Origin of the sequence: Pseudonocardia tropica, from assembly GCF_040105315.1 — a bacterium.
Taxonomy (GTDB): domain Bacteria; phylum Actinomycetota; class Actinomycetes; order Mycobacteriales; family Pseudonocardiaceae; genus Pseudonocardia; species Pseudonocardia alni.
This window is the reverse complement of the sequence record NZ_JBEDNP010000009.1, coordinates 70,970-97,372: the sequence shown is the minus strand read 5'-3', so window position 1 is coordinate 97,372 and position 26,403 is coordinate 70,970. Positions and strand designations below refer to the sequence as shown.

Annotated in this window: 25 protein-coding genes and 1 tRNA gene; 13 read left to right on the top strand and 13 right to left on the bottom strand. The window is 75.0% G+C overall.

Annotation, left to right across the window (positions count from 1 at the left end; genetic code table 11):
* Positions 1-871: 871 nt before the first annotated feature.
* Both WHI96_RS16355 and WHI96_RS16350 read right to left on the bottom strand, forming a co-directional pair.
* The gene (locus WHI96_RS16355) at positions 872-1,330 is read right to left on the bottom strand and encodes a PLP-dependent aminotransferase family protein (RefSeq protein ID WP_345646233.1); all 459 of its coding nucleotides are present in this window, start codon (positions 1,328-1,330) and stop codon (positions 872-874) included.
* 20 nt (positions 1,331-1,350) lie between these two features.
* A complete protein-coding gene (locus WHI96_RS16350) occupies positions 1,351-2,016 on the bottom strand; it encodes a DegT/DnrJ/EryC1/StrS family aminotransferase (protein ID WP_345646236.1) in 666 nt (221 codons plus the stop codon).
* Positions 2,017-2,181: 165 nt separating this feature from the next.
* On the opposite strand from WHI96_RS16350, the gene WHI96_RS16345 reads away from it, so the two are divergent.
* A complete protein-coding gene (locus tag WHI96_RS16345) occupies positions 2,182-3,837 on the top strand; it encodes an FAD-dependent oxidoreductase (RefSeq protein ID WP_345646239.1) in 1,656 nt (551 codons plus the stop codon).
* Between the two features lie 10 nt (positions 3,838-3,847).
* Here the strand turns inward: WHI96_RS16345 and WHI96_RS16340 are convergent, their stop codons facing one another.
* The 3 genes from WHI96_RS16340 to WHI96_RS16330 are packed head-to-tail and all read right to left on the bottom strand — an operon-like array spanning position 3,848 to position 7,714.
* Positions 3,848-4,978 carry a GGDEF domain-containing protein gene (locus WHI96_RS16340; protein WP_345646241.1) on the bottom strand — a complete coding sequence of 377 codons (1,131 nt, stop codon included), beginning with the start codon at positions 4,976-4,978 and terminating at the stop codon, positions 3,848-3,850.
* 56 nt (positions 4,979-5,034) lie between these two features.
* Positions 5,035-6,471 (bottom strand): MFS transporter, encoded by a 1,437-nt coding sequence (locus WHI96_RS16335; protein ID WP_345646244.1) that lies wholly within the window; start codon positions 6,469-6,471, stop codon positions 5,035-5,037.
* 49 nt (positions 6,472-6,520) lie between these two features.
* Complete coding sequence (locus WHI96_RS16330) at positions 6,521-7,714, bottom strand: aminotransferase (protein ID WP_345646246.1); 1,194 nt, start codon at positions 7,712-7,714, stop codon at positions 6,521-6,523.
* Positions 7,715-7,840: 126 nt separating this feature from the next.
* Here WHI96_RS16330 and WHI96_RS16325 point away from each other — a divergent pair, with 126 nt between their 5' ends.
* Positions 7,841-9,034 carry an MFS transporter gene (locus WHI96_RS16325; RefSeq protein WP_345646249.1) on the top strand — a complete coding sequence of 398 codons (1,194 nt, stop codon included), beginning with the start codon at positions 7,841-7,843 and terminating at the stop codon, positions 9,032-9,034.
* A gap of 64 nt (positions 9,035-9,098) precedes the next feature.
* On the opposite strand, the gene WHI96_RS16320 is transcribed toward WHI96_RS16325, so the two are convergent.
* Positions 9,099-9,183, bottom strand: a tRNA-Leu gene (locus tag WHI96_RS16320).
* A gap of 100 nt (positions 9,184-9,283) precedes the next feature.
* Here WHI96_RS16320 and WHI96_RS16315 point away from each other — a divergent pair.
* From WHI96_RS16315 to WHI96_RS16305, 3 genes are all read left to right on the top strand, one after another.
* A complete protein-coding gene (locus WHI96_RS16315) occupies positions 9,284-10,615 on the top strand; it encodes a M20/M25/M40 family metallo-hydrolase (protein ID WP_345646252.1) in 1,332 nt (443 codons plus the stop codon).
* A 94-nt stretch (positions 10,616-10,709) separates the two neighbouring features.
* Complete coding sequence (locus tag WHI96_RS16310) at positions 10,710-11,480, top strand: SDR family oxidoreductase (RefSeq protein ID WP_345646255.1); 771 nt, start codon at positions 10,710-10,712, stop codon at positions 11,478-11,480.
* 66 nt (positions 11,481-11,546) lie between these two features.
* Complete coding sequence (locus WHI96_RS16305; RefSeq protein WP_345646258.1) at positions 11,547-11,924, top strand: VOC family protein; 378 nt, start codon at positions 11,547-11,549, stop codon at positions 11,922-11,924.
* A gap of 13 nt (positions 11,925-11,937) precedes the next feature.
* Here the strand turns inward: WHI96_RS16305 and WHI96_RS16300 are convergent, their stop codons facing one another.
* Together WHI96_RS16300 and WHI96_RS16295 are read right to left on the bottom strand one after the other, a co-directional pair.
* Positions 11,938-12,222: a DUF5703 family protein gene (locus tag WHI96_RS16300; protein WP_345646261.1), complete on the bottom strand. Its 285-nt coding sequence runs from the start codon at positions 12,220-12,222 to the stop codon at positions 11,938-11,940.
* Between the two features lie 104 nt (positions 12,223-12,326).
* Entirely contained in the window at positions 12,327-13,274 is a 948-nt protein-coding gene (locus WHI96_RS16295) for an aldo/keto reductase (protein ID WP_345646264.1), read from the bottom strand.
* Positions 13,275-13,442: 168 nt separating this feature from the next.
* Here WHI96_RS16295 and WHI96_RS16290 point away from each other — a divergent pair, with 168 nt between their 5' ends.
* From WHI96_RS16290 to WHI96_RS16275, 4 genes are all read left to right on the top strand, one after another.
* On the top strand, positions 13,443-14,264 hold the full coding sequence (locus WHI96_RS16290; RefSeq protein WP_345646266.1) for an undecaprenyl-diphosphate phosphatase: 822 nt from the start codon (positions 13,443-13,445) through the stop codon (positions 14,262-14,264).
* Between the two features lie 29 nt (positions 14,265-14,293).
* Positions 14,294-15,001 carry a histidine phosphatase family protein gene (locus WHI96_RS16285; RefSeq protein WP_345646267.1) on the top strand — a complete coding sequence of 236 codons (708 nt, stop codon included), beginning with the start codon at positions 14,294-14,296 and terminating at the stop codon, positions 14,999-15,001.
* A 97-nt stretch (positions 15,002-15,098) separates the two neighbouring features.
* Positions 15,099-15,683 carry a DUF3090 domain-containing protein gene (locus tag WHI96_RS16280; protein ID WP_345646269.1) on the top strand — a complete coding sequence of 195 codons (585 nt, stop codon included), beginning with the start codon at positions 15,099-15,101 and terminating at the stop codon, positions 15,681-15,683.
* Complete coding sequence (locus tag WHI96_RS16275; protein ID WP_345646271.1) at positions 15,680-16,579, top strand: SCO1664 family protein; 900 nt, start codon at positions 15,680-15,682, stop codon at positions 16,577-16,579. Before WHI96_RS16280 ends, WHI96_RS16275 begins: the two co-directional genes overlap by 4 nt.
* Here the strand turns inward: WHI96_RS16275 and WHI96_RS16270 are convergent.
* From WHI96_RS16270 to WHI96_RS16260, 3 genes are read right to left on the bottom strand one after another with little or no spacing between them, the layout of a single operon-like run.
* Positions 16,576-18,870 carry a UvrD-helicase domain-containing protein gene (locus WHI96_RS16270; protein WP_345646274.1) on the bottom strand — a complete coding sequence of 765 codons (2,295 nt, stop codon included), beginning with the start codon at positions 18,868-18,870 and terminating at the stop codon, positions 16,576-16,578. The genes WHI96_RS16275 and WHI96_RS16270 overlap by 4 nt on opposite strands.
* Before the next feature lie 35 nt (positions 18,871-18,905).
* Entirely contained in the window at positions 18,906-19,223 is a 318-nt protein-coding gene (locus WHI96_RS16265; RefSeq protein WP_345646277.1) for a TSUP family transporter, read from the bottom strand.
* Complete coding sequence (locus WHI96_RS16260; protein WP_345646281.1) at positions 19,133-19,732, bottom strand: TSUP family transporter; 600 nt, start codon at positions 19,730-19,732, stop codon at positions 19,133-19,135. The genes WHI96_RS16265 and WHI96_RS16260 overlap by 91 nt, the downstream gene beginning before the upstream one ends.
* A gap of 76 nt (positions 19,733-19,808) precedes the next feature.
* Here WHI96_RS16260 and WHI96_RS16255 point away from each other — a divergent pair, with 76 nt between their 5' ends.
* Both WHI96_RS16255 and gnd read left to right on the top strand, forming a co-directional pair.
* Positions 19,809-20,672 carry an alpha/beta fold hydrolase gene (locus WHI96_RS16255; protein WP_345646283.1) on the top strand — a complete coding sequence of 288 codons (864 nt, stop codon included), beginning with the start codon at positions 19,809-19,811 and terminating at the stop codon, positions 20,670-20,672.
* A 94-nt stretch (positions 20,673-20,766) separates the two neighbouring features.
* Positions 20,767-22,203 carry an NADP-dependent phosphogluconate dehydrogenase gene (gene gnd / locus WHI96_RS16250; protein ID WP_345646287.1) on the top strand — a complete coding sequence of 479 codons (1,437 nt, stop codon included), beginning with the start codon at positions 20,767-20,769 and terminating at the stop codon, positions 22,201-22,203.
* Between the two features lie 94 nt (positions 22,204-22,297).
* On the opposite strand, the gene WHI96_RS16245 is transcribed toward gnd, so the two are convergent.
* Entirely contained in the window at positions 22,298-24,010 is a 1,713-nt protein-coding gene (locus tag WHI96_RS16245) for an MFS transporter (protein WP_345646290.1), read from the bottom strand.
* 560 nt (positions 24,011-24,570) lie between these two features.
* On the opposite strand from WHI96_RS16245, the gene WHI96_RS16240 reads away from it, so the two are divergent.
* Both WHI96_RS16240 and WHI96_RS16235 read left to right on the top strand, forming a co-directional pair.
* A complete protein-coding gene (locus WHI96_RS16240; RefSeq protein ID WP_345646293.1) occupies positions 24,571-24,759 on the top strand; it encodes a hypothetical protein in 189 nt (62 codons plus the stop codon).
* Complete coding sequence (locus WHI96_RS16235; protein WP_345646296.1) at positions 24,756-25,277, top strand: DUF2127 domain-containing protein; 522 nt, start codon at positions 24,756-24,758, stop codon at positions 25,275-25,277. The genes WHI96_RS16240 and WHI96_RS16235 overlap by 4 nt, the downstream gene beginning before the upstream one ends.
* On the opposite strand, the gene WHI96_RS16230 is transcribed toward WHI96_RS16235, so the two are convergent.
* The gene (locus tag WHI96_RS16230; RefSeq protein WP_345646299.1) at positions 25,254-26,384 is read right to left on the bottom strand and encodes a flavin-containing monooxygenase; all 1,131 of its coding nucleotides are present in this window, start codon (positions 26,382-26,384) and stop codon (positions 25,254-25,256) included. The genes WHI96_RS16235 and WHI96_RS16230 overlap by 24 nt on opposite strands.
* Between the last annotated feature and the right edge of the window lie 19 nt (positions 26,385-26,403).

Genomic DNA, 26,403 nt, shown 5'->3' with positions numbered 1-26,403 from the left:
AACCCCGACCCGGTCACCGTCCGCTCCGTGGGAACACGGTGCGTGACCGGGTCGATGCTGTCCGGACGCTACCGTCGCGGGGTGTCCGACATGTGGGTCAGCCGGTCCGGGGCAAGGACGCGGCGCCGGCGCCGGCCGCCGCGCGACGGGCCGGGGCCCGGGTGACGGGGCTGCTCAGCACCGTCACCCGCGGGCCCGGTGGCGCGGAGATCGCGGTGCACGGCGTGGGGGCCGCGCTCGTCGCCGCCCGGGCCGACGCGCCGGGCCTGCCGCTGTACCGGGTGGAGCTGCCGCCGTCGTGGCCGGACGGGGAGTACCGGGCCCGGCTGCGGGCCGCGCTCGCGCCGGCCGCCGCGTCCGACGTCACGGGACTGGTGCACGGCGACCTGGCGCTGGGCGACGTCCGCGCGTTCCGTGAGGAGGTCCTCGACGGCACCGGGGTCGCCGGGGTGTTCCCGCTGTGGGGCGCGGCGACCGACGCGCTGGCCGCCGGGATGCTCGACGCCGGGCTGCGGGCGGTCGTCGTCGCCGTCGACCCGGGCCGGGTCCCCGCGCGGCTCGCCGGGGCCGCCTTCGACGCGGGGTTCCTGGCCGCGCTGCCACCGGGGGTGGACCCGTGCGGGGAGAACGGGGAGTTCCACACCTTCGTCACCGGCGGGCCGGGGTTCGCCCGCGAGGTGCCGGTCGCGGTCACCGGCACCGTCGCCCGCGACGGCCACGTGCAGGCCGTGCCGGCCCCGGCCGGCTGGGCCCGGCAGCCGGGCGGCAGCGGCCCCGACCGGCGGTCGGCCGGTCCCGCCGTGCGGCAGGTGGCTCGGCCCGGCGCTGGTCCGGCCCGGCGGTGGTCCGGCCCGGCGGCGCGGGAGGCGGCTCAGCCCGCGGTGCGGGAGGCGAGCAGCCGGAACGCAGGCGTCGGCAGCTCGGGGGCGAGGTCGACCACGCAGGTCCGGGCCAGGATCTCCAGGGTGCGCGGGCAGGCACCGGGACCGTGGTCGATCTCGGTGCCGTTCGCGGCGTACGGGTCGAACCCGGGGTGCAGCGGGTTGCGGGCCTGCAGCGAGCGCCAGTTCGTGTAGACGTGCCGGCCGGTGTCGATCAGCCGGTGCACGCCGCGGCGGGCACCGAACTCCGCCGCCGCCTCGGGGGTCCCGAAGGCCAGCGCCAGCCCGGCGGCGTGGGCCGGGTCGTGGTGCGGCACCGGCTCCAGGTCGCGCCCGATCCGGTCCGTCAGCGCCGACAGCATGATGTCGCGGTGCCGCCCGCGCCGGGCGATCTGCGCACGCAGGCCGGCCAGCTGCGGACGCAGCACCGCCGCGGAGAGCTCGGGCATCCGCAGGTTGACCCCGACGATCAGGTCCGCGTCGGCACCGGTGAATCCGGCGCGCTCGTAGCTGCCGACATCGACGCCCGCTCGAACAGCTTCGGGTCCCGGGTGACCAGCGCGCCGCCCTCGCCGGAACGGATGTTCTTGTGCTGGTTGAAGCTGAAGACCCCGGCGTGGCCGATCGACCCGGCCGCGCGGCCCCGGTACATGACGCCGACGGCCTGGCAGGCGTCCTCGATCACGACGAGGTCGTGGGCGGCCGCGACCTCCATGATCGCGTCCATGTCGGCGACGTGGTTGAGCATGTGCACCGGCAGCACCGCCCGGCTGCGCGGGGTGATCCGGTCCTTGAGGTCGGCCGGGTCCATCGTGAGCGAGGCGTCGACCTCGACCAGGACCGGCACGGCGCCGACGGCGAGTGCCGCGGCGGCCGTCGACACCCAGGTGTAGGCGGGCACGAGCACCTCGTCGCCGGGGCCGACCCCGGCGCCGACCAGGGCCGCGACCAGGGCGCTGGTGCCGCTGTTGACGGCCAGTGCGTGCGGGGTCCCGAGGAACCCGGCGAGCTCGGACTCGAACCGTGCGACCTCCGAGCGGTCGCCGCCGGTGAAGCGGCCCAGCTCCCCGCGCCCGAGGACCCGGACCGTCGCGGCCATCCCCCGTTCGGTCGTCGCCATGGCGGCGAGTCCCACACCGTGCTCCTCCGGATGCGAACCGTGTGAACCGGACACGACGGTACCGGGCGGGTCGGCACGCCCCCGGCGACGGGAGGCTGGGAGCAGCCACAGCGTCCTCACAGCCGGGCCGGGGCACCATCGGTGGCAGTACCGCACCACGTTCGGAAGGAACCGCCCTCCATGCTCATCGACACCCGGCGCGCGCTCCCCGGCTCCATCTTCGAGGCCGAGGTCTGCGTGATCGGCAGCGGTCCGGCCGGGGCCGCGGCCGCGACCGAGCTGGCCGACCGCGGCCTGCGCGTCGTCGTCCTGGAGGGTGGCGGCCCGGGTCTGAGCCGCACCGCCCGCGACACCTACCGGGGCATCACCGGGCGGGGCAAGCACGACTCGGTCGACGCCGTCCGGCAGAAACGCCTCGGCGGCACCTCCCTGGTGTGGGGCGGGCGCTGCGCCCCGCTCGACGACGTCGACTTCTCCGACCGCGAGTGGATGCCCGGTGCCGCGTGGCCGATCCGGCACGAGGAGCTGCGCGCCTGGTACCCGGCCGCCCAGCGGCACCTCGACGCCGGCGCCTGCGAGTACTCGGCCCCGGGGTCGGGCTTCCCGGCTGCCCCAGCCGGGATCCACAGCGACACCCTGCGCTGGGACGACCTGTGGCGCTGGAGCCCGCCGACGTCGTTCGCACCGACCGTGGAGAACATGGCGAAGGCGGGGCGGATCCGGCTGTTCCTGCACGCCACCGTCGCCCGCCTGGAGCGCGACCCGGTGTCGGGCACCGCGACCGAGGCCGTCGTCGTCCCGCGGCCGGGGTGCGACATCCGGATCCGGGCGCGGCACTTCGTCGTCGCGGCGGGGGGCCTGGAGTCGGTCCGGATCCTGCTCGCCTCCGACGGCTACGGCGGCACCGGGACCGGAGCCGGGATCGGCGACGAGTACGGCCAGGTCGGGCGGCACTACATGACCCACCCGGTGGGCGAGGTGGGGCGGCTGCGGCTGACCACGGCCGGGCGCACGCTGGGCCTGGGCTACCTGCCCACCGACGACGGCGTCTACGCCCGCCGGATGCTCTCGCTGTCCCCGCAGGTCCAGGCCGACCACCGGCTGGGCAACCTGAAGGCGGCGCTGTGGTTCGCCGACCCGAAGGACGCCGAGCACGGCGACGCGCTGCTGTCGACGTTCGCGCTGACCTACTGGGGCCTGGGCAAGCTCCGCACCGGGTTCAAGGCCGCCGGGACGCACGCCCAGTACAGCCACACCACCGACATCGGCCACCACATGCGCAACGTCGCCGCCGACCCGCTGCGGGTGGCACGCTTCGCCCGCGGGTGGGCCCGTCCGCGGATCACCGGGGAGCGGCGGGTGCCGTCGTTCATGCCGCTGGACTCCGCGCACTGCCGGCTGCGGTTCGACGCCGAGCAGACCCCCGACCCGGCGAACCGGGTCACGCTCGACCGCGAGCGCGACGCGCTGGGCCAGCACCGGCTGCGGGTCGACTACCGGGTCTCCGCCGGTGACCGGGAGGCGATCGTGACGTCGCTGTCCCTGATCGGCAAGGAGCTGGAGCGGACCGGGCTCGCCCACGTCGACCTGTCCGACGTGGAGCGCGTGCACGACATGGACATGACCGACGGCACCCACCAGATGGGGCTGCTGCGCATGTCGGACTCGCCGCGCACCGGCGTCGTGGACCCGGAGTGCCGGGTGCACGGCACGCCGAACGTGCACATCGCCTCCAGTGCGGTGTTCCCGTCGGCCGGGGCGGTCGGGCCGACGCTGGCGCTGGTCGCGCTGGCCTGCCGGACCGCGGAGCTGATCGCGGCCGACGTCCGGGGCTGAGCCCGCGCGGTCAGCCGCGCAGCAGCGTGACCCCGGTCCCGGCGTCGTCGAGCGCCGCCCACATCTCCTCGAGGGGAAGTGGGCGGTGCCGGGTCCGGGTGATCACCGCGTGCGACGGCGTCGGGACGAACGGGAACACCGCCGCCAGCCCGGCGACGGTCTCGCAGAGCCGCTGGGCGGCCGCGGCCAGGGACCGGACGTCGGCGCCGGGCAGCAGGAGGAGGAACTCCTCGCGCCCGACGCGCACCGGCCGCCCGGCGGAACCGACCTGCCCGGTGAGCAGCCGGGCTATCCCGCGGAGCACCGCGGTCTCGGCACGGAACCCGTGCCGCCGGGTCATCGACCCCAGCCCCTGCACCCGCAGCAGCACCAGGCCCAGCGGCAGGGTGCCCGGCGCGGACCCGTCGAGCCAGCGGTCCAGGAACGCCCGGGTCGGCAGCCCGCTGCGCGGGTCGCGCTCGGCGCCGGGTTCGAGCTCGTCGAGCCGGGTCTGCGCGGCGTCGGCGCGGCGGCGTTCCAGCGACAGCTCACGGGCGAGGGTGTCCGCGGCGGCGTCGTAACGGTGGTCGGTGGCCGTGCCGGGGATGGGGACGACCCGGGAGAGCACCTCGTCGAGGCCGCCGGTGTGCCGCGAGCCGAGCCGCGCGCCGAGCTGGTGACGCAGCCGCAGCAGCTCGGAGTGGGCGTCGGCGTGCCGGAAGGACCAGCGGGCGGAGAACAGCCTGCCCCGCTCCAGTGAGCGCGCCGCCCCGTCGACGGCCTCCAGGTCGTGGGCGACGACGGTCGCCCCGGACCGCGGCGTCAGGACGGTGACGCTCCACTCGCGGGCCGCGTCCTCGCCGTCGGTGAGACGGACGTGCCCGAGGCCGTCGGGGAGCCCGTCGGGGATCGCGCCGACGGTGGCGACGACGGCGCCGTCCCCGCAGGCGGCGGCGAGCCGGCCCCAGGCACCGAGCACCGGCCCGAGGTACTCCGACCGCTGGAAGAGCCCGACGACCGCCATCGGCCGGTCCCGGGACGGGGCGAGGGCGAACTGCTCGGTCGCCCGGGCGAGCGCGTCGAGCAGCGGCTTGGTGACGGTCCGTGAAGGTCGGTCCGCGGCATCGAGCACGGCCGGGGAATCCGGACCGAGACTGCGCACGCACACCTCACCCTCTTGCAGTAACGCTTGTCCACAAGATATACGCCGCGTGTTGGCTACTGAAGCGTACGTGTGGTGTCCGTCGCAGGTCGTGCCCGGAGTAGCGCAGCGGCGAGTGCCGCACCGGTCACGAGGAGTCCCGATCCGATCGTCATGGCGACGGTGAACCCCGGCCCGAACGACGCCGGGTCGGCCGGGGCGTCCCCGCGGATCCCCGCGATGGCGGGCACGGCCGCCACCGCGAGCAGGCCCGCCGCCCGCGCGATCGCGTTGTTGACCCCCGACGCGACGCCCGCGTGCCGGTCCGCCGCCGCGTCGAGCACCGCGGTGGTCAGCGGCGCGACGGCCGCGGACAGACCCAGCCCGACCAGTGCCGTCGCCGGGAGCACGTCGGTGAGCCAGCCCGCGCCCGGCCCGATCCGCGACGCCAGCAGCATCCCCGCCGCGGCCAGCAGCAGTCCGCCGGTGACCGGCGGCGCCGGTCCCGTGCGCGTCGCGAGCCGCCCGGCGCGGGCGGACAGCAGCAGCATGAGCACGGTGACCGGCAGCGTCGCGGTCCCCGCCAGCAACGGGGAGAACCCGGCCACGATCTGCAGCTGCACGGCCAGCAGCACGAACAGCAGCCCCAGCGCCGCGTAGACGGCGACGGTCACGACGTTCGCGCCGGTGAACCGGCGCCCGTCCCCGGCGTCGCCGGTGCCGGTGAACAGCTCCGGCGGCACCAGCGGGGACCGGCTGCGCCGTTCGACCAGCGCGAACGCCACCAGTGCCGCCACACCGGCGAGGCCCGCGCCCCACACCTGCAGCCCGGGCGACGCACCGGCGCCGGCCGCCGTCCCGGCCCAGGTGAGTAACGCCAGTCCGGCGACGGCGAGCACGCTGCCCGGGACGTCGAGCCGGTGCGCGGCGTCGGGGTCACGCGACTCGGGCACGTGCCGCACCGCCACCGCGACGACGACCGCCGCGAGCGGCAGGTTGATCAGGAACACCGCCCGCCACGACCACTCCACGAGCGTCCCGCCGACGAACGGGCCCAGGGCCCCCGCGACCCCGCCGAGCCCGGACCAGGCCCCGATCGCCGCCGCCCGGTCCGCCCCGTGGAACGACGCGGAGATCAGTGCCAGGCTGCCCGGGGTCAGCAGCGCCCCGCCCACCCCCTGCAGGGCCCGGGCCGCGGCGAGCACCTCGACGCTCGGCGCCAGCCCGCACAGCAGCGAGGCCAGCGCGAACCAGACCGCACCGGTCACGAAGATCCGCCGCCTGCCGAACCGGTCGCCGAGCGAGCCGCCGAGCAGGATCAGCCCGGCCAGGGTCAGGGTGTAGCCGTTGACCGTCCACTGCAGACCGGCGAATCCGGCGCCGAGGTCCTCGGCGATGCGGGGCAGGGCGATCGTGACGACGGTGTTGTCGAGCATCGCCATGCCCGAGCCGAGCACGCAGGCCGTGATGACCCAGCGACCGGCCGCGGTGCCGGTGCGCAGTCCGGTGTCCATGGTCGGCGAACACCGGGACGTCCCGGTCTCTTCCGTCGGCGGGCCCGGGTCAGCCGGTGGCCACCCCCGCCCGCCGCCCGGCCTCGGTGAGCCGCTCGGCCAGCAGCGCCGCGGCCGCCTCGTCCACCCGCCCCACCGACAGCCGCAGCATCTGCCGGTCGTCGGGCAGGAACGCCGTGCCCGGGATGGTCAGGGTGTCGTGGTCGAGCAGCAGCGTCCGGACGACGTCGAGGGTGGGGCGGTCCGGGAACGGGTGGCGCACCCAGGCGAAGAACCCGCCGAGCGCGGCGATCTCGAACCCACCCGGCCGGTCGGCGAGGGCCGCCCCGACCCGCTCCCGGCGCCGGGCGATCTCCGCGACCCGGTCGGCCCGCCACGACCCGGCCCGGGTGAGCCCGGCGAGCGCGGCCTCCTGCCCGGTCCGCGGCGCGCAGATGGCCACGCAGTCCAGCAGCTTGAGCACCTGGCGTCGCAGCGCGGGGCCCGCGATCACCGACCCGACCCGGTACGCCGGGACGGCCAGGTCCTTGGAGTAGGAGTGCAGGCTGACCACGGTCGAGCGCCACGACGGGTCGGCGAACAGCGGGTGGGCGGGCAGGTGCGCGTCGGGCCGGAACGAGCGGTAGGTCTCGTCGAGGACCAGTGCGAGGTCGTGGCGGCGGGCCAGCTCGGCGAACGCGACGATCTCCTCCGGCGGCACCGTCACCCCGCTCGGGTTGCCGGGGGTGACCAGCACGATCGCGCGGGTGCGGGCCGTGATCAGCGCCGCCGCGTCGGCGGCCCGGGGGACCAGGTCCGCGTCGGGCTCCAGGTACACCGGGGTGACGCCGCGCATCCGCAGCCACATGTCGTGGTTGAAGTAGTAGGGCAGCGGCGAGATCACCTCGTCGCCCGGGCCGGCGAGGGCGTCGGCGACCACGGCGAACGCCTGGTTGCAGCCCGCCGTCACGACGACGTCGTCCGGCGAGATCCCGCCGGCGTGGTCGCGGGCCAGCTCGTCGGCGACCGCCCGGCGCAGCGGGGCGATGCCGGGCACCGGCGCGTAGCCGGACAGCCCCGGGTCCCGCGCGACCTCCACCACCCGCTCGACGACCTCCGGTGCCGGCGGGTACGGCGGCGCGGCCTGCGACAGGTCCAGCAACGGGTGCGTCGCGTTCCGCGCCGGGTCCCGCTCGCCGGCCAGCGCGAGGGCCGCGCCGATGGGGGAGTCGCTGCCGGCCGCCGTCGTGGGGTCGAGTCGCACCGTCGGGTGCCGCCTTCCGGGTCGTCCTGCGTCGGTCCTGCGGGTCCGATCGTCGCCGACGCGGCCCGGGGCGGTCCAGCGACCCTCGGGATACGGTCGCCGCACGAGGCGTTGCGAGGTGGCACGGTGGTCGAGGTCCGGACGGTGCCCGGCGCGGGGTTCCGCCGCCGGGTCCTGCTCGTCCTCTGCCTGACCGAGATCACCAGCTGGGGCGTCCTCTACTACGCGTTCCCGGTGCTCGCGCCGTCGGTCTCCGCCGACACCGGCTGGTCGGTGAGCGCGGTGACCGGCGCGTTCTCCGCGGGCCTCGGGGTGTCCGCGCTGGCCGGGATCGTCGTCGGACGGCTCCTGGACCGGTGGGGCCCGCGCTGGGTGATGACGGCCGGGTCGCTGCTGGGGGTGCCCGCCGTCTGCGGGATCGCCGTCGCGCCGTCCTGGCCGTGGTTCCTCGCCGCGTGGCTGGTCGCGGGGCTCGCGCAGTCCGCGACGCTGTACCCGCCCGCGTTCGCGGCGCTGACCCGCTGGTGGGGGAGCGACCGGGTGCGCGCACTGACCGGGCTCACCCTGGTCGGCGGGCTGGCCAGCACGGTGTTCGCGCCGCTCTCGGCGGCGCTGCTCGGCGGGTTCGGCTGGCGCGGCACCTACCTGGCGCTCGCCGCCGTCCTGCTGGTCGTGACGGTTCCCGCGCACCTGCTCGGGCTGCGTGGCCCGTGGCCGGAGGCCCCCGCCGCTCCCGAGCACGCCGACCCGGGCGCGATCGCGCGCAGCCGCGCGTTCCTGCTGACCGTGGCCGCGGTGTTCCTCGGCACGTTCTGCGGGTTCGCGGTCGCGGTGAACCAGGTGCCGCTGCTCATCGAGCGGGGACTCGACGTACAGACGGCGGCCTGGGCGCTCGGGCTCGGCGGGGTCGGGCAGGTCGCCGGGCGGGCCCTCTACACCCGCGCCGTGGGACGGCTGGCCCCACCGGCACGGGCGGTGCTCGTCCTGGCGGTGCTGGCCGCGTCGACCGCGCTGCTGGGACTGCTGCCCGGCCCGGCGTGGCTGCTGGTCGGCGCGGCGGTGCTGACCGGCGCGGCCCGCGGGATCACGACCCTGCTGCAGGCCACAGCGGTGTCGGACCGGTGGCCGTCGCGGTTCTACGGGCGGCTCGGCGGGCTGCTGTCGGCGCCCGCGACGGTGGCGGTCGCCGTCTCCCCGTGGGCGGGGGCGGCGCTGGCCGGGCCGCTCGGCGGCTACCCGCAGCTGTTCACGGTGCTGGCCGGGGCCGCGGCGGCGGGAGCGGTGCTGGCGGTGGGTACCCGGGTGCACGGGACCCGCTGACGGGCGCCGTCCCGGGAACGCGAATGCCGGTCACGGAGAACCGTGACCGGCATTCGGGAGGCTGTGTCCGAGGGGGGACTTGAACCCCCACCCCCTTATACGGGGACTAGCACCTCAAGCTAGCGCGTCTGCCATTCCGCCACTCGGACGTCGCGATCTCTCGATCGCGTCGTGGGGGGAAGCATAGCCGAGGCCCACGGCCGGGTTGCGGCGGGGTCGGCACGCTCCGCCGGTGGTAGAACGACGCCCATGACCGCTTCAGCGAAGGACGACCCGACCAGCGCCGAGGACGAGGTCGTGCAGCTGTGTTCGGAGCTGATCCGGATCGACACGACCAACACCGCCGACCCCGAGACCCTCGTCGGTGAGGCCGAGGCCGCCGACTACGTGGCGGACAAGCTGCGCGAGGTCGGCTACGAGGTCGAGCTCGTCGAGTCCGGCATGCCCGGGCGGATGAACGTGATCGCCCGGCTCGAGGGCGCCGACCGCGACCGCGGTGCGCTGCTGATGCACGGCCACCTCGACGTCGTCCCCGCGGACGCGAGCGAGTGGTCGGTGCACCCGTTCTCCGGGGCCGTGCAGGACGGCTACGTCTGGGGCCGCGGCGCCGTCGACATGAAGGACATGGACGCGATGATGCTGGCGGTCGCCCGCCGCTTCAAGCGTGAGGGCGTCGTGCCGCCGCGGGACATCGTGTGGGCCTTCGTCGCCGACGAGGAGGCCGGCGGGAAGTGGGGCGCGCAGTGGCTGGTCGAGCACCGGCCCGATCTCTTCGCGGGGTGCACCGAGGCCGTGGGCGAGGTCGGCGGCTTCTCGCTGACCCTCGGCGAGGACCAGCGGGCGTACCTGATCGAGGCCGCGGAGAAGGGCATCGCCTGGATGCGGCTGCGGGCCAAGGGCAAGCCCGGCCACGGCTCGTTCCTGCACGACGACAACGCCGTCACCATCCTGGCCGAGGCCGTCGCCCGGCTCGGGAACCACACGTTCCCGCTGACGATCACCGACACGGTGCGGGCGTTCCTGGACCGGATGACCGAGCTGACCGGCGTCGAGTACCCGGAGGACGACCTCGAGGGCGCCCTGGCCAAGCTCGGCCCGATCTCGCGGATCATCGGCGCGACCGTCCGGGACACCGCGAACCCGACGATGCTGAACGCCGGCTACAAGGCCAACGTCATCCCGTCGACGGCCGAGGCGGTCGTCGACTGCCGGGTGCTGCCGGGCCGCGAGGAGGCGTTCCTGCGCGAGGTCGACGAGCTGCTCGGCCCGGACGTCGAGCGCGAGTGGGTCACCGACCTGCCCGCCGTCGAGACGCCGTTCGCGGGTGCGCTCACCGACGCGATGCAGGCCGCGCTGCGCACCGAGGACCCGACCGCCGAGATCGTCCCCTACATGCTGTCCGGGGGGACCGACGCGAAGGCGTTCTCGACGCTGGGCATGAAGTGCTACGGCTTCGCGCCGCTGCGGCTGCCCCCGGAGCTGGACTTCGCGTCGCTGTTCCACGGCATCGACGAGCGGGTGCCGGTGGACGCGCTGAGGTTCGGCACCCGGGTGCTCGACCGCTTCCTGCGAACAGCGTGAGCAGGAACATCGGGCAGGGCCTGCGAACGGTGCGATCCCTCGCCGGCGCCGTGACGGATCACGGCGCCGCCCGCCGGGTGGCAGGGTGACCTCCATGGATCTCTCCGGGAAGGTCGCCCTGGTCACCGGGGGCGCGTCGGGCATCGGCGCCGCGGCGGTCGACCGGCTCGTGGCGGCGGGTGCGCAGGTCGTGGTCGTCGACCGGGACGCCGACGGCGCCGCGGCCGTCGCGGAGAAGGCCGGGGGGCTCGCCCACCCGGCCGACGTCACCGACCCGGCGGCGATGCCGGCGGCGGTGGCCGCGGCGGAGGAGCGTTTCGGCCGGCTCGACGTCGTGCTGCTCAACGCCGGCGTCACGGCGGACCAGTCCGGTGTCGAGGACCTCGACCTCGACGGCTACCGGCGCATCCTCGGGGTCAACCTCGACCACGTGGTGTTCGGGCTGAACGCCGCCGTCCCGGCGCTGCGCCGCGCCGGGGGCGGGGACGTGGTGGCGACCGCGTCGCTGGCCGGGCTGATCGGCCTGCCCGGCGACGCGCTCTACACCGCGACCAAGCACGCCGTCGTCGGCTACGTCCGGGCCGCGGGTCCCGCGCTGGCGGGCGAGGGCATCCGGGTCACCGCCGTGTGCCCCGGGTTCGCCGACACCCCGTTGATCGGCGACGTCCGCGCCCGGTTCGGCGACTTCCCGCTGCTGGGGGCCGACGACGTCGCCGCGGCCATCGAGCGGATCCTGGAACGGGGCGAGCCGGGGGAGTGCTGGTACGTGCAGCCCGGCCGCGAGCCCGCGCCCTACGGGTTCCGGGGGGTGCCCGGCCCGCTCGGGGCGGGCACGCCGCCGGAGGTCGGTCGCCAGGACGCCTGAGGACGGCCCCTGTCGTGCCCCGGACCGTCTTGACCTGAACCGCGGTGCAGGTCACATCCTGGGGGCATGGCCGAGCTGAACCACACCATCGTCCACTCCCGCGACAAGGACGCCGGGGCGGCGTTCCTGAGCGAGATCCTGGGGCTGCCCGGGCCGACGTCGTTCGGGCCGTTCCGGGTCGTGCGCGTCGCGAACGGCGTCGACCTGGACTTCATGGACGCCGACCCGGCGACGATCGTCCCGCAGCACTACGCGTTCCTCGTCTCCGACGACGAGTTCGACGCCGCGTTCGCCCGGATCACCGCACGCGGCCGGCGGTACTGGGCCGACCCCGGCGGAAGCCGTCCCGGCGAGATCAACACCCACGACGGCGGCCGGGGCGTCTACTTCGAGGACCCGTCCGGGCACCGGATGGAGCTCATCACGGTGCCCTACGGCGGCTGACGGGCGGGGAGGGTCAGAAGGTGGGCTCGGGCAGCAGGCCCTGCTGGACGCCCAGCCGTCGTCGTAGCACGATCTTGCGCACGCCGCCGGGGTAGAGGCGCAGCCGGGACAGCTCCCAGCCGGCGAACTCGGCCTGGATCGCCAGCCGCACCGACGCCGTGAGCCGGGAGACGTCCCCCTCGATGCGCACCGGGCGGTACTCGTACCGGTCGTCGGTCCAGCCGTCGCCGTCCCGGGTCCCGGCCACCCGATTCCCGGCGGCGGAGTCCTCCGATCCGTTCCCAGCGGCCTCGGTCATGCGTGCCTCCCGGTCGTGCCGTGCTCGTCGGTGCCCACTCGGTGAACGGTGGGTGTCGCGTCGGGCATTCCCACTCTAGAGGCCGCTCCGGCGGCCGGGGAGGCTCAGACGGGGTCGCTCACGTCGTCGAGCGCGGTGCGGATCTCGGCCGGGAGCACGAGGTCCTCGGCCGCCAGCGAGGCCCGCAGCTGGGCGGCGTCCCGTGCCCCGACGACGGCCGAGGCGACCCCCGGCCGGTCCCGCACCCAGGTCAGCGCCACCGACAGCGGCGAGGTGCCGAGCCCGTCGGCGGCGGTGAGCACCGACTGCACGATCCGCGCCGAGTGCTCGGTGCGACGGGCCTCCACATAGGGGGCCAGCAGCGCGCTCGCGCCCCGCGAGTCCGCCGGGGTGCCGTCGGTGTACTTGCCCGTCAGCACACCCCGGCCCAGCGGAGCCCAGGCCAGCAGCCCGAGGCCGTGGTGCCGGGCGGCGGGCAGGAGCTCGGCCTCCGGCTGCCGGGCGAGCAGCGAGTACTCCACCTGTGCCGACACCGGACGGCAGACGGCCGGGTCGGGCCCGGCGGTGGCGCCGCCCGCGACGGTCGCCAGCTGCCAGCCGGCCGGGGCGACCAGCCCGGCGTAGCGCACCCGTCCGGAGTAGACGGCGACCTGCACCGCGGACAGCGTCTCGTCCAGCGGCACCCGGGGGTCCCAGCCGGGGAACTGCCACAGGTCCAGGTGCTCGGTGCCCAGCCGGCGCAGCGTGCGGTCCAGCGAGCGCAGCAGCGCGGTCCGCGAGGCCCGTTCGCCCGTGTCGGGGGCGGCCGAGCCGCGCCCGGCGAGGACGACGTCGTCGCGACGCACGGTGCCCCGCAACAGCCCGCCGAGCACCTGCTGGGCGGCGCCGCCGCCGTAGTCCTCGGCGGTCTCGACGAGGGTCCCGCCGACGTCGACGAACGCCCGCAGCTGGTCCGCGGCGTCGGCCGGGCTGGTGTCCTCGCCCCAGGTCATGGTGCCCAGGCCGACCCGCGACACCTCGAGGCCGCTGCCGCCCACCGGTCTGCGTTGCACGGTCGTCGAGCCTAGGCGCGCGGGCCCGCGGGACCGGTGAGGGCGCGCAGAGTGACCCCCGTCTCGGCGAGTACGGTGACGGCCCGTGATCTTCCAGGAGCCGAGCCGCCAGGACCGGACGACCCCGGACCGGAGCACCCCGGACCGCGGCCGCGACGGGAGCCGTTCGTGAGCTGGCTCGAGGTCGTCGTCCTCGGGATCGTCCAGGGGCTCACCGAGTTCCTGCCGGTGTCCTCCTCGGCGCACCTGCGGATCGTCTCGGCGGTCGGTTTCGGCGGGGACCCGGGGGCGGCGTTCACCGCCGTCACCCAGCTCGGCACCGAGGCCGCGGTGATCGTCTACTTCGCCAGGGACATCGGGCACCTGTTCGTCACCTGGGTGCGCGGGTTCCGCGACGCCGAGGTCCGCGCCACCGACGACTACCGGCTGGCCTGGCTGGTCATCATCGGGTCGGTCCCGATCGCGGTGCTCGGGGTGCTGTTCAAGGACCAGATCGAGGGCGCCGCCCGGAACCTCTGGCTGGTCGCGACCACGCTGATCGTGTTCGGTGTCCTGCTCGGCCTGGCCGAGCGCTTCGGCACGCAGGTCAAGCCGATGGAGAAGATCACCTGGAAGGACGGCGTCCTGCTCGGTCTCGCCCAGGCCATGGCGCTGGTCCCGGGCGTCTCGCGGTCCGGCGGCACGATCACCGCCGGCCTGTTCCTGGGGCTGACCCGGCCCGCGATCGCGCGGTACTCGTTCCTGCTGGCGATCCCGTCGGTGTTCGGGGCGGGCCTGTTCACCCTGCCCGACGTGTTCGCCGGTGACGGCCCGTCCGGGCTCCAGATGCTGGTGGCGGTGGTGATCGCGTTCGGCGTCGGCTACGCGGTGATCGCCTGGCTGCTCCGGTTCGTGCAGAACAACACCGTCTACGTGTTCGTCGCCTACCGGATCGCGCTGGGTGTCGCCCTGCTCGCCGCCCTGTCGCTCGGCGCGGTCAGCGCGTACTGACCGCCGTCGCTCCCGTAGCCTCGGTCGGCGTGACGACCTTGATCCTGCTGCGGCACGGCCGGTCCACCGCGAACACCGCGGGCGTGCTGGCCGGGCGCACCCCGGGCGTGGAGCTCGACGACCGCGGCCGGGAGCAGGCGGCGGCCGTCGTCGACCGGCTCGCGGCCCTGCCGATCGCCGCGGTCGTGACCTCCCCGCTGGAGCGGTGCCGCCAGACCGTCGCGCCGCTCGCGGCGGCCCGCGGGCTGGAGCCGGTCGTCGAGGACGACCTGGCCGAGGTCGACTACGGCGCCTGGACCGGCCGGAAGATCACCGACCTGCTCAAGGAGGACCTCTGGAAGGTCGTCCAGGCGCACCCGTCGGCCGCGACCTTCCCGGACGGCGAGTCCCTCGCCGGGATGCAGGCCCGCTCGGTCGCGGCGGTCCGGCGGCAGGTGACCCGGGTGCGCGCCGAGCACGGCGACGACGCCATCGTCCTGGCCTGCAGCCACGGCGACGTGATCAAGGCGGTGCTCGCCGACGCGCTGGCCTGCCACCTCGACAACTTCCAGCGGATCGTCGTCGACACCTGCTCGGTGAGCGTCGTCACCTACACCGAGTTGCGGCCGTTCGTCGCGCGGATGAACGAGCAGTCCGGCGACGTCGCGAGCCTGGTCCCGAAGCCGAAGCCCGCCGAGGGCGAGGAGCCGCCGGTGAACGCCTCGGACGCCGTGGTCGGGGGTTCCACGAACGCGTGAGGCGGGGTGATCCACCTCGCATCGTCCCTGGTGGACGCACCCACAGGTGACCGCGGGGATGCCCCCGCAGCCGGATACGCCTACCCTGGGAAGGGTCATGGCACGCGTCATCCACGTCTTCCGCCGACCCGACCGCTTCGTGGCCGGGACCGTCGGCGAGCCCGGCGATCGCGCCTTCTACCTGCAGGCGATCGAGAGCAGCCGCACGATCAGCGTGCTCCTGGAGAAACAGCAGGTCTCGGTGCTGGCCGAACGCATCACGGCGCTGCTCGGCGAGGTGTCCAAGCGCTTCGGCGAGGACAACCTGCTCGAGGGCACCACGACCGCGAACTCCTCGGACAGCGACCCGCTCGCGGTGCCGCTGGAGGAGGAGTTCCGGGTCGGCACGATGGGCCTGGGCTGGGACGCCGACTCCAGCTCGATCGTGGTCGAGCTGCTCGCGGTGACCGAGGAGGAGATCGACGAGTCGGTGGTCCTCGACGACACCGAGGAGGGCCCGGACGCGCTGCGCGTGTTCCTCTCCCCGACCGCGGCCAAGGCGTTCGCCGAGCGCGCCGAGAAGGTCGTCGACGCCGGCCGCGCCCCGTGCCCGCTGTGCGCCGAGCCGCTGGACCCGGAGGGCCACGTCTGCGTGCGCCTCAACGGCTACCACGACCGCAACCCCGTGGCCGGGACGGAGTGACGCTCGACCTGCGCGACCCGGCTGTGTTCGAGGTCCTGCGGTCCGGCCGCATGGACATCACCGGCCGGATGGTCGACGCGTCCAACGCGACCCTGTTCGGCACCGTCTCGCTCGACGGCGTCGCGCTGCGCTGCGTGTACAAGCCGGTCCGCGGGGAGCGCCCGCTGTGGGACTTCCCGGACGGCACCCTCGCCGGGCGCGAGGTCGGGGCCTTCCTGGTGTCCCAGACGTCGGGACTGGACGTCGTCCCGCCGACGGTGCTGCGCGAGCAGGCCCCGTTCGGCACCGGGATGGTGCAGGCCTGGGTCTCCTCGGGCGACGAGAGCGCCCTGTCCGAGCCGCCCGCCGACGACGCGGGCGACGAGCTGGACGGCGACATCACCGAGGAGACCATCCAGCTCGCCACCGAGTCGCTGGTCGAGCTGTGCGAGCCGCACGAGATCCCCGGCGGCTGGCTGCCGGTGCTCCGTGCCCGGGACGGCGCGGGGGACCCGGTGGTGCTGGTCCACGCCGACCACCCGCAGCTGCGGGACATGGCGCTGTTCGACGTCGTCGTCAACAACGCCGACCGGAAGGGCGGGCACGTGATCGTCAGACGCCACGGCGACGGTGTCGACGAGGTGTACGGCGTGGACCACGGCCTCACCCTGCACACCGAGCCGAAGCTGCGCACCGTCCTGTGGGGCTGGGTCGGCGACGAGCTCGGCGAGGAGCACACGGCCGTCCTCAAGGAGCTGCGGGCGCGGCTGGCGGGGGAGTTCGCCGACGTCCTCGGCGAGCACGTCACCCGCCGCGAGGTCGCGGCGCTGCGCTCCCGGATCGACCACCTGCTCGCCGAACCGCGCTTCCCCGGCCCGGACGGCTACGGCCCGGCGATCCCCTGGCCGGCGTTCTAGCGCACCTCCAGCAGCCCGAGCCGCTGCGTCGCGCGGGTCATCGCGACGTAGAGGTCCGCCGGGTCGGCCGCCCGGATCCGCTCCGGATCGACGATCACCACGGCGTCGAACTCCAGGCCCTTCGACGACACCGGGGTGTGCACCGGGACGCCGGGTGCACCGAGGTCGGTGCCGGGCGGGGCGATCACGGCGAGCGTGCCACCGTCGTCGCGGGACCGCTCGACGGCGGCGGCGACCGCGGCCGCGAGCTCCGCGGCCGGGACCGCGCGGGTCCACGGCGGCTCGCCGGTGCTGCGGACCGACTCGGGCGGGCGGCGGTCCGGGGCGTAGGTCGCCAGCACCTGCGCGGCGGCGTCCATGATCTCGGACGGCGTCCGGTAGTTCACCGTGAGCGTGCGGTGCGTCCAGCGTCCGGCCAGGTGCGGGGCGAGCACGTCGGCCCAGGCCCGGGCACCGGCCGGGGCGCTGCGCTGGGCGAGGTCGCCGACCGCGGTGATCGACCGCGACGGGCAGCGCCGCAGCAGCACGTGCCAGTCCATCGCCGACAGCTCCTGCGCCTCGTCGACGACGAGGTGCCCGTAGCGCCAGTCCCGGTCGCCGGCCGCGCGCTCGGCCACGGTCAGCGGCACCCCGGCGACGTGCCGCTGCGCGAGCATGTCCGCGGTCACGAAGTCGGTGGGGCGCAGCTCGTCCGGGTCCTCCCCGGCGAGCGACCGGTCCGCGGACTCCAGCACGGTCAGCACCTCGGCGGCGTAGGCGCTGTCCGGCTCCGGCGCCGCGGCGGGTGTCCCGTCCGGGACCGGACCGAGGAGCTCGGCGAGCTCGTCGAGCAGGGGCGCGTCGGCCACGGTCCACGGCGCGCCCGGCTCGCGGTGCAGCGCCTCGGTGGCACCCGCCGACGCGAGCCTCCCCGGGTCGGCGTACAGCTCGGCCAGGGCCCGCTGCGGGGTCAGCACCGGCCACAGCCGCTCGACGGCCGCGTGGAACCGCGGGTCGGTGCGCACCGCGTCGCGCAGCTCGGCCCGCATCTCCGCCGACACCTCGGCCGCCCCGGCAGGCTCGATCTCCGGGATGTCCAGCCCCGCCAGCAGCTCCGCGAGCTCCGGCGGATCCTCCAGGCCGACCTCGAGCCGCTCCAGCCCCTGGTCGACGAGCAGCCGCCCGAGGGTGTCGCGGAACGTGGCGCGGGCGGTGTTGTGCGGCTGCCCGGTGGCGCGGGCCCGGCGGCGCGCCTCGGCGCCCAGCGCCGTGTCGATCTCGACGGTGACGTCGTCCATCTCGATCGCCACCGGTGCCCCGGGCAGCTCCTGGCGGTCGTCGACGGCGCGACGCAGCACGTCGACCATCGCCAGGTCGCCCTTGAGCCGGGCTACTTCCGGCGGGTCGGTCGTCTCCGCGACGACGCCGTGCGCGAGGCGTCCCGGGGTGGTGAACACGACCGCGGACTCGCCGAGCGCGGGCAGCACACCGCCGACGTAGTGCACGAACCCCGCACTCGGCCCGACGACGAGCACGCCGCTGCGGGCGAGCCGGTCGCGGTGGGTGTAGAGCAGGTAGGCGATCCGGTGCAGCGCGACGGCGGTCTTGCCCGTCCCGGGGCCGCCCTCGATCACCACGGTGCCCGACAGCGGCAGCCGGATGATCTCGTCCTGCTCGGACTGGATGGTCGTGACGATGTCGCGCATCCGCGTCCCGCGCGGCGCGGTCAGCGCGGCGAGCAGCGCCGGATCCGACGCCGACACCGTGTCGGTCCCGGCTGCGCTCCCGTCGAGCAGGTCGTCGTGGAAGCCGACGACCCGCTCGTGCGGGGCGGTGCCGGCGACGGTGTAGTGCCGGCGCCGGGTCACCCCGAGCGGGGTGACCGGGGTGGCGCAGTAGAACGGCTGCGCGGCCGGGGCCCGCCAGTCGACCAGCGCGCTCTCGCCGTCGGTCGGGTCGGTCAGCCCGATCCGGCCGACCCGGGTCGGGGCGGCCCCGTCGATGTGGTCGAGACGCCCGAAGCACAGTCCCGCGCGGGCCGCGGTGAGGGTGCGCACCCGCTCCGAGGCGCGCTGCACCGCCACGTCGCGTTCCCAGCGGGCGCTGAGCTGCTCCCCGGCGCGCTCGGCGGCGGCGCCCCGGGCCTGCGCGCCCGCCGCGGCGAGCTCGTCGTCGAGCAGGGCGTGCAGTCCGCGGAGGTGTCGGGTCTCGCGGGTCAGCTCCGCCTCGTAGGCGGAGTCGGTGGTCGCCGGGGTGTTGCCATCCGTGTTATGCTTGAGGTGCAGGTCCACGTTCTCGTGTTCTGTGCGCACTCCACAGGGTAGCGCGACCCGGCGTTCCCGCGCACTCATGCCCGTCGTCGGCGGACCAGCCCGACGCTCTCCCGCACCGCCATCGCCGTCGCGAACGTGCCGAACACCAGCCCCAGCACGACCGCGTCGAGCGCCAGGCCGAGGAACGCGCCCGCCACCGTGCCCGGTGCGGCGGTCACCGCCAGCACCGTGCCCCACTTCCCGGATGCGGTGCCCTGACGCAGGTGCACGACCGTCCCGACGATCGAGTTCGGGATGAACATCAGCAGCGAGGTCCCGGCCGCGACATGCAGGTCCGTGCCGAACAGCAGCACCATCGCCGGCACCGCGAGCAGACCGCCGCCGAGTCCCATCGCACCCGCCCAGGCTCCGATGACCAGGCCGACCACCGTCGCCGTCGGGTACAGGAACCACGGATCGGCGACCAGCGACGCCGGCACCAGCGCCCGCCGCCGAGCAGCGGCACACCCAGCGCGTCGACGAGCAGCTTCGCCGCCGTCAGCACCAGGATCACCACCAGCAGCACCCGCAGCAGCGTCTCCGACGCGCGCGCCAGCAGCTTCGGCCCGATCCACCCGCCGACCGTCCCCCCGACGATCAGCCCGGCGCCGGTCCGCAGGTCCAGCGACCCGCCGCCGACCGCGTAGGCGGCCGCACCGGCGACGCAGACCCCGATGTTCGCGATCGTCGACGAGCCGTGGATCCGGGCCCGCGACATCGCGGTGAACCGGTCGAGCGCGGGCACGAACAGCACCCCGCTGCCGCCGCCGATCAGCCCGCCGACGACGCCGCCGACCAGGCCGATCACGCCCACCGGCACGGCCCGGCCGTCCCGGTCCGTGTCGGGGAAGAGGCGGACCATCGGGCCAGTGTCACCCCGCCGGCGGTCCCTCCGTGCGCGGCGTCCCGGCGGGCGGGAACCGGGATACGGTCCGCCCATGACGCTCCCGGCCCCGCAGCGGATCACCGTCCCCGGCACGACCCTGCCCGAGATCACCCTGTCCGTGCACGACACCGGCGGCGACGGCAGCCCCGTCCTGCTGCTGCACGGCTGGCCGGACCGGGCCGCCCTGTGGACCCACCAGGCCGCCGCGCTCGCCGGGGCCGGGTACCGCGTCGTCGTCCCGGACCTGCGCGGCTTCGGGGACTCCGACCGGCCGGCCGAGGTCGAGCACTACCGGATGCGCGCCCTGGCCGCCGACGTCCTCGGCGTCGCGGACGCGCTCGGCCTCGACCGGTTCGCCCTCGCCGGGCACGACTGGGGCGCGTCCCTCGGCTGGGCCCTCACCCTCGCCTCGCCGCGGGTGACCCGCTACGCCGCGTTCTCCGTCGGGCATCCGGCCGCGTTCGCCACCGCGGGGTTCCGGCAGAAGGCGATGTCCTGGTACATGCTCTGGTTCCAGTTCCCCGGCGTCGCCGAGCAGGTCGTGCCGGCCGACGACTGGCGGTTCCTGCGCGGCTGGCTGCACGCGACCCTGCCCGAAGGGCACCCGATGGCCGACCGCCAGCTCGCCGACCTGTCCCGGCCGGGCGCCCTGACGGCGTCGCTGAACTGGTACCGCGCCAACATCGACCCGGCGACGTTCGTGCCCACCACGATCCCGCAGCCCCCGCGGATCACGGTGCCGACGATGGGGGTGTGGAGCGACGGCGACCTCGCGCTCACCGAGGGGCAGATGCGGGGTTCCTCGGCGTACGTCGACGACTTCCGTTTCGAGCTCGTCGAGGGCTGCGGGCACTGGATCCCGGAGGAGGCGCCGGAGGCTGCGAGCGCCCTGCTCGCCGACTTCCTCGCGGGGTGATCGAGGGGACAGGCGCTCCTCGCTGCGCGGCCGGGGGTCGCGGGCCAGGATGGGGCGGGTACAGCGGCGTCCGAACGACACGGAGGAAGCACTGATGGCGGAGAAGAGCCGGATCGGGGTCACCGGGCTGGCGGTGATGGGGGCGAACCTCGCCCGCAACATGGCCCGCCGTGGTTTCCCGGTGGCGGTGCACAACCGCACCACCTCGAAGACGACCGAGTTCATGAAGGACTACGGCGACGAGGGCGCCTTCACCGGCACCGGGTCGCTGCATGAGTTCGTCGACGCGCTGGAGACCCCGCGCAAGATCGTCGTCATGGTGAAGGCGGGCAAGCCGGTCGACGCCGTCATCGACGAACTCGCCCCGCTGCTCGACTCCGGCGACATCATCATCGACGCCGGCAACTCGCACTTCCCCGACACCGACCGCCGCGCCGCGTACTGCTCCGACCGTGGCCTGCGCTTCATGGGCATCGGCGTGTCCGGCGGCGAGGAGGGCGCCCTCAACGGGCCGAGCATCATGCCCGGCGGCCCGCAGGAGGCCTACGGCGAGGTCGAGGAGATCCTCACCGCGATCGCCGCGAACGTCGACGGCACCCCGTGCTGCACCCACGTCGGCCCCGGCGGCGCCGGGCACTACGTCAAGATGGTGCACAACGGCATCGAGTACGCCGACATCCAGCTCATCGCCGAGGCCTACGACCTGCTCACGCACGTCGCCGGGCTGTCCGCGCCGGAGATCGGGAAGATCTTCGAGGAGTGGAACAGCGGCGACCTGGAGTCGTTCCTGATCGAGATCACCGGCATCGTGCTCGCCAAGACCGACGAGAAGACCGGTGGGCCGCTGGTCGACGTCATCGTCGACCAGGCCGAGCAGAAGGGCACCGGCCGCTGGACGGCCATCGACGCACTCGACCTCGGCGTCCCGCTGACCGGCATCACCGAGGCCGTGTTCGCCCGGACGCTGTCGAACCTGCGCGACGAGCGCACGGCCGCGTCGACGACGCTGGGCGGGCCGACCCCGGGTTCGGGGAAGAACCGCGACGAGCTCGTCGAGGACATCCGCCAGGCGCTCTACGCGTCCAAGGTCGTCGCCTACGCCCAGGGCTTCGCGCAGATGCGTGCCGCCTCGCAGGCCAACGACTGGGACCTCGACCTCGGCGCGATGGCCCGGATCTGGCGGGGCGGTTGCATCATCCGCGCCCAGTTCCTCAACCGGATCACCGAGGCCTACGAGTCCCACCCGGACCTGGACAACCTGCTGATGGTCCCGTACTTCACCGAGGCCGTCGCGAACGCCCAGGACGCGTGGCGCCGGGTCGTGGTGACCGCGACCGAGCAGGGCGTGGCGATCCCCGCGTTCTCCTCCAGCCTGTCCTACTACGACGGCTACCGCCGCGAGCGCGGCCCGGCCAACCTGATCCAGGGGCTGCGCGACTACTTCGGGGCGCACACCTACGCGCGCACCGACGCCGACGGCAAGTTCCACACCCGCTGGAGCCAGGACGGCACCGAGGTCGCCGCGGACTGACCCCGCCCGCCCGCCCGCCCGCCGATCGCACTCATGGAGCAGAAGTCCGGTGCGACCGGACTTCTGCTCCATGAGTGCAGGCCCCCCGGGGTCGTCAGGTGCGGACGGTGCCGGTCGCGGGGACCGGGGGCGCCGGATCCTCGTGGTGGTACTTCCCGCCGCGCAGCGCGCTCGCGACCGCGGCGACGAGGCAGGCGGCGGCGGCGAACCCGAGTGCGAAGGTCAGCCCGTCGGCGAACGGGCCGGAGATCAGCTGCGGGAAGAACTGCCGCCCGGTCAGGTACGCCGACTGTGCGGGCGCCAGCGCGCCGAGGACCTGGGGGCCGAGCAGCGTCGCGATCGGGTTGTAGCCCAGCAGCGCCGCGAACAGGATCCCGACCGGCGGCAGCGCCGCGACCCGGTCCGCCGCGAGTTCCGGCACACCCTGGGCCGTGAGCCCGTCGTGCAGCGACACGGGCAGCGTCGTCGACAGGCCCGCGATGAGCAGCGAGAAGAACACCCCGATCGACAGCACCGTCGCCGCGTTCTGGAACGTCGAGGTCATGCCGGCCCCGGCGCCCCGCTGGTGCGCGGGCAGCGAGTTCATGATCGCCGCCCGGTTCGGGGAGCTGAACAGGCCCATCGCCAGGCCGTTGAGCGCCAGCAGCAGCGCGAACGCCCGGTAGTCGAAGTCCACCGGCAGCGCCAGCAGCGCGAGGAACGTCGCGGCCGCGCCCAGCATCCCGACGGTGGCGAAGGCGCGGGCGCCGTGGCGGTCGGACAGGATGCCCGACACCGGTCCGGCGACGAGGAACCCGATCGTCAGCGGGACCATGTAGATGCCGGCCCACAGCGGGGTCGTCTCGAACGGGAAGCCGTGCTCGGGCAGCCAGATGCCCTGCAGCCAGATGATCAGGATGAACTGCAGCCCGCCGCGGCCGAGCGCGGCCAGCAGGCTCGCGACGTTGCCCGCGGTGAACGCGCGGATCGAGAACAGCGACACGTGGAACATCGGTTCGGGCACCCGGCGCTCGATCCAGGTGAACAGCGCCAGCACCGCGATCCCGCCGAGGATCAGGCCGACGACGAGCGGGCTGGTCCAGCCCATGACGTCGTCGCCGTAGGGCTGGATCCCGTAGGTGATGCCCATCAGGACGGCGACGAGCCCGACCGCGAACGTCAGGTTGCCCCACCAGTCGATCCGCGCCGCGTGGCGGGCACCGGTGTCGCGCAGGCGGGCGTAGGCCCAGACCGTGCCGAAGACCCCGACCGGCACCGACACCAGGAACACCAGGTGCCAGTTCACCGGGGCGAGCACCCCGCCGACGACCAGCCCGAGGAACGAGCCGGCGATCGCCGCGACGGAGTTGATCCCGAGCGCGAGCCCGCGCTGGTGGACTCCGAACGCGTCGGTGAGGATCGCCGTCGAGTTGGCGAGCAGCAGCGCCCCGCCGACGCCCTGCAGCACCCGCATCGTGATCAGCCAGACCGCACCGGCGTCGCCCTGCATCCAGGTCGCGGCCAGCAGCACCGAGAACACGGTGAACACGGCGAAGCCCAGGTTGTACATGCGGGTGCGGCCGTACATGTCGCCGAGCCGGCCGAAGCTGACCACCAGCACCGCCGTGACGACCAGGTACCCCATGATCAGCCACAGGAGGTAGTCGATGTCGTCCGGCGCCAGCGGGTCGATCCCGATGCCGCGGAAGATGTCCGGCAGCGCGATCAGCAGGATCGACATGTTGATCGTCACGATCAGCACGCCCATCGTGGTGTTCGACAGTGCGACCCACTTGTACCGGTCGGCCGGTCCCGATCTGTTGAGCATCGCTAATAAATGTAGCGCTCCGGCGCGCGTTCGCGCCACGGTCTCGCCCGGCTCGTCCGGTCCGTCCCGATCCTCCCTCGGGTAAAGGAATTCCCAGGTCGGGCGGGGTCTACAGTCCGCGGCGTGAGGTGGCGAGGGGCGGAGCCGACCGCCGGGACGATCCGGCGCGAGGTGCTGCGCGCGGCGGCCGCCGCAGCCCTCCCCGCGGCGACGGGCGGGTGCTCCACGGGTCCCGCGGCGTCCCCGTCGCCGTCCCCGGTGCCCGGCACCCCGTCCGCTCCGGCGGCCACCACGCCGCCTCGGCGGGGAGCTGCAGCACGTCGTCCCGGCGTGGGACGAGCAGACCCTCCACGCCACCGACGACACCACGAACACCATCACCCCGTTCGACCCGCGCACGGGGCCGGAACATCCCGGTCGAGGACCCGTACAACATGTACCTCACCCCGGACGGGCCTCGGCGACCTCGGCCGCGGAGGCCCGCCTGGAGCCGGCCTTCTACGAGCCGCACCGGGGCGACGACGGCGCTCCGGCGGATCCCCGGGAAGGCGAGTCCCGACATGGGTAACGTCTCGGCCGACGGCCGGACCCTGGGGCTGTCCGGGCGCTACGACCGGGAGGTGTACGTGCTCTCCACCGACGACGGGTACCTGATCCGCCGGATCCCGGTCGGCGACGGCCCGTACGGGCTGTGCGTGTGGCCGCAGCCCGGCCGCTACTCCCTCGGCCACACCGGGATCACCCGGTGACCGCCGGACCGACGGCGACGACGACCGCGGCCCGCCGGACCGAGCAGCTGTTCCGCGTCGCCCTGGTGGTGAAGGGCGTCGACGGGGCCGCGGAGCTGCTGGGCGCCGTCGCGCTGGTGCTGGTGTCGGGGGACTGGCTGCACCGGGTCGTCGCGCAGATCCTCGCCCGCGACCTGGTCGGTCCGCCGGACGGCACCCTGGCCCGGCACCTGGCCGAGGGCGTCGACCGCTTCGCCGGCGGGGACCGCACCTTCGTCATCGTCTACCTCGGGCTGCACGGCGTGCTCAAGCTCGGCCTGGTCGCGGCGCTGCTGACCCGCTGGCGCCCCGCCTACCCGCCCGCGGTGGTGATCCTGGCGGTGTTCGTCGTGTACGAGCTGGTCCACGCCTGGCACACGCACTCCATCGTGCTGCCGTTCCTCGCCGCGCTCGACATCGCGATCATCGTGATGGTGGTCCGGGAGTACCGGCTGCTCGGCCGGGAGGCCGCCGGCTCAGGCGCCGGCCGCGACCGGTAGCCGCTCCAGGACCGCGCGGGCCGCGGCGCGACCGGCCCGGTCCGCGCCGATCGTGCTCGCCGAGGGGCCGTAGCCGACCAGGTGCACCCGCGGGTCGGCGACGACGCCGGTGTCCAGCGGTGTGCCCATGACGATCCCGCCGCCCGGTCCGCGCAGCCGCAGCGGGGACAGATGCCCGAGCGCGGGCCGCCAGCCGGTCGCCCACAGCAGCACGTCCGCGGGCTCGCGGGTGCCGTCGGACCACTCCACCCCGTCCGGGACGACCCGGGCGAACATCGGCCTGCGGGCCAGTACCCCGCTCGCGATCCCGGCCCGTGCCTCGGGGGTCAGTCCCAGCCCGGTCACGCCGACGACGCTGCGCGGCGGCAGCCCGGCCCGGACCCGTTCCTCGACCCGGGCGACGGCGGCGCGCCCCTGCTCGGGCCCGAACGGCGTGCTGTGCCACTCGGGCTCGCGGCGGGTGACCCAGGTCGTCGCGACGGCGTACGGGGCGATCTCCAGCAGCAGCTGCACCGCGGTGATCCCGCCGCCGACCACGACGACCCGTCGGCCTGCCATGGCCTCGGGGCCCGGGTACCCACGGGCGTGCAGGCTCGTCCCGCGGAACGTCGCGAGGCCCGGGAAGGCCGGCACGAACGGGCGGGTCCAGGTGCCGGTGGCGTTGATGAGGTGGTCGGCGACCCAGGTGCCGCGGTCGGTGTCGACCGTCAGCGGCCCGCTGGTGTCGACCGTCGGCGGCCCGCTGGTGTCGACCGTCGGCGGCCCGCCGGCGTCGGACACCCGGCGGACGCGCACCGGGCGCACGACCCGCAGGTCCAGCTCGCGTTCGATGCGCCCGAAGTAGGCCGGGACGGCGTCGCGCGCGGGCCGGTCCGGGTCGGCGCCGGGGTCGTCGAAGCCGGAGCGGACCCCGGCGACGTCGTGGATGCCGTTCACCGTGCCCATCCGCAGCGTCGGCCAGCGGTGCCGCCACGCGCCGCCGGGGCCGTCCTCGCCGTCGAGCACGACGAACCCGGGGCCCGGTTCCAGCCCGCCGCGCCGCAGCCCGGCCGCAGCCGACAGGCCCGCCTGGCCCGCGCCGATCACCACGACCCCGGTCCGCTTCACACCCGGGCCAACGCCCCGG

Excerpts from the sequence above, each read along its gene's own strand:
- WHI96_RS16315 (WP_345646252.1), top strand. The coding sequence starts at position 9,284 with ATGACCGCTTCAGCGAAGGACGACCCGACCAGCGCCGAGGACGAGGTC.
- WHI96_RS16265 (WP_345646277.1), bottom strand. The coding sequence starts at position 19,223 with ATGGGACTCGGCGGCGGTCTGCTCGCGGTGCCGGCGATGGTGCTGCTG.
- gnd (WP_345646287.1), top strand. The coding sequence starts at position 20,767 with ATGGCGGAGAAGAGCCGGATCGGGGTCACCGGGCTGGCGGTGATGGGG.
- WHI96_RS16335 (WP_345646244.1), bottom strand. The coding sequence starts at position 6,471 with ATGGACACCGGACTGCGCACCGGCACCGCGGCCGGTCGCTGGGTCATC.
- WHI96_RS16245 (WP_345646290.1), bottom strand. The coding sequence starts at position 24,010 with ATGCTCAACAGATCGGGACCGGCCGACCGGTACAAGTGGGTCGCACTG.
- WHI96_RS16310 (WP_345646255.1), top strand. The coding sequence starts at position 10,710 with ATGGATCTCTCCGGGAAGGTCGCCCTGGTCACCGGGGGCGCGTCGGGC.
- WHI96_RS16240 (WP_345646293.1), top strand. The coding sequence starts at position 24,571 with ATGGGTAACGTCTCGGCCGACGGCCGGACCCTGGGGCTGTCCGGGCGC.
- WHI96_RS16300 (WP_345646261.1), bottom strand. The coding sequence starts at position 12,222 with ATGACCGAGGCCGCTGGGAACGGATCGGAGGACTCCGCCGCCGGGAAT.
- WHI96_RS16345 (WP_345646239.1), top strand. The coding sequence starts at position 2,182 with ATGCTCATCGACACCCGGCGCGCGCTCCCCGGCTCCATCTTCGAGGCC.
- WHI96_RS16280 (WP_345646269.1), top strand. The coding sequence starts at position 15,099 with ATGGCACGCGTCATCCACGTCTTCCGCCGACCCGACCGCTTCGTGGCC.
- WHI96_RS16355 (WP_345646233.1), bottom strand. The coding sequence starts at position 1,330 with ATGCCCGAGCTCTCCGCGGCGGTGCTGCGTCCGCAGCTGGCCGGCCTG.
- WHI96_RS16305 (WP_345646258.1), top strand. The coding sequence starts at position 11,547 with ATGGCCGAGCTGAACCACACCATCGTCCACTCCCGCGACAAGGACGCC.
- WHI96_RS16260 (WP_345646281.1), bottom strand. The coding sequence starts at position 19,732 with ATGGTCCGCCTCTTCCCCGACACGGACCGGGACGGCCGGGCCGTGCCG.
- WHI96_RS16255 (WP_345646283.1), top strand. The coding sequence starts at position 19,809 with ATGACGCTCCCGGCCCCGCAGCGGATCACCGTCCCCGGCACGACCCTG.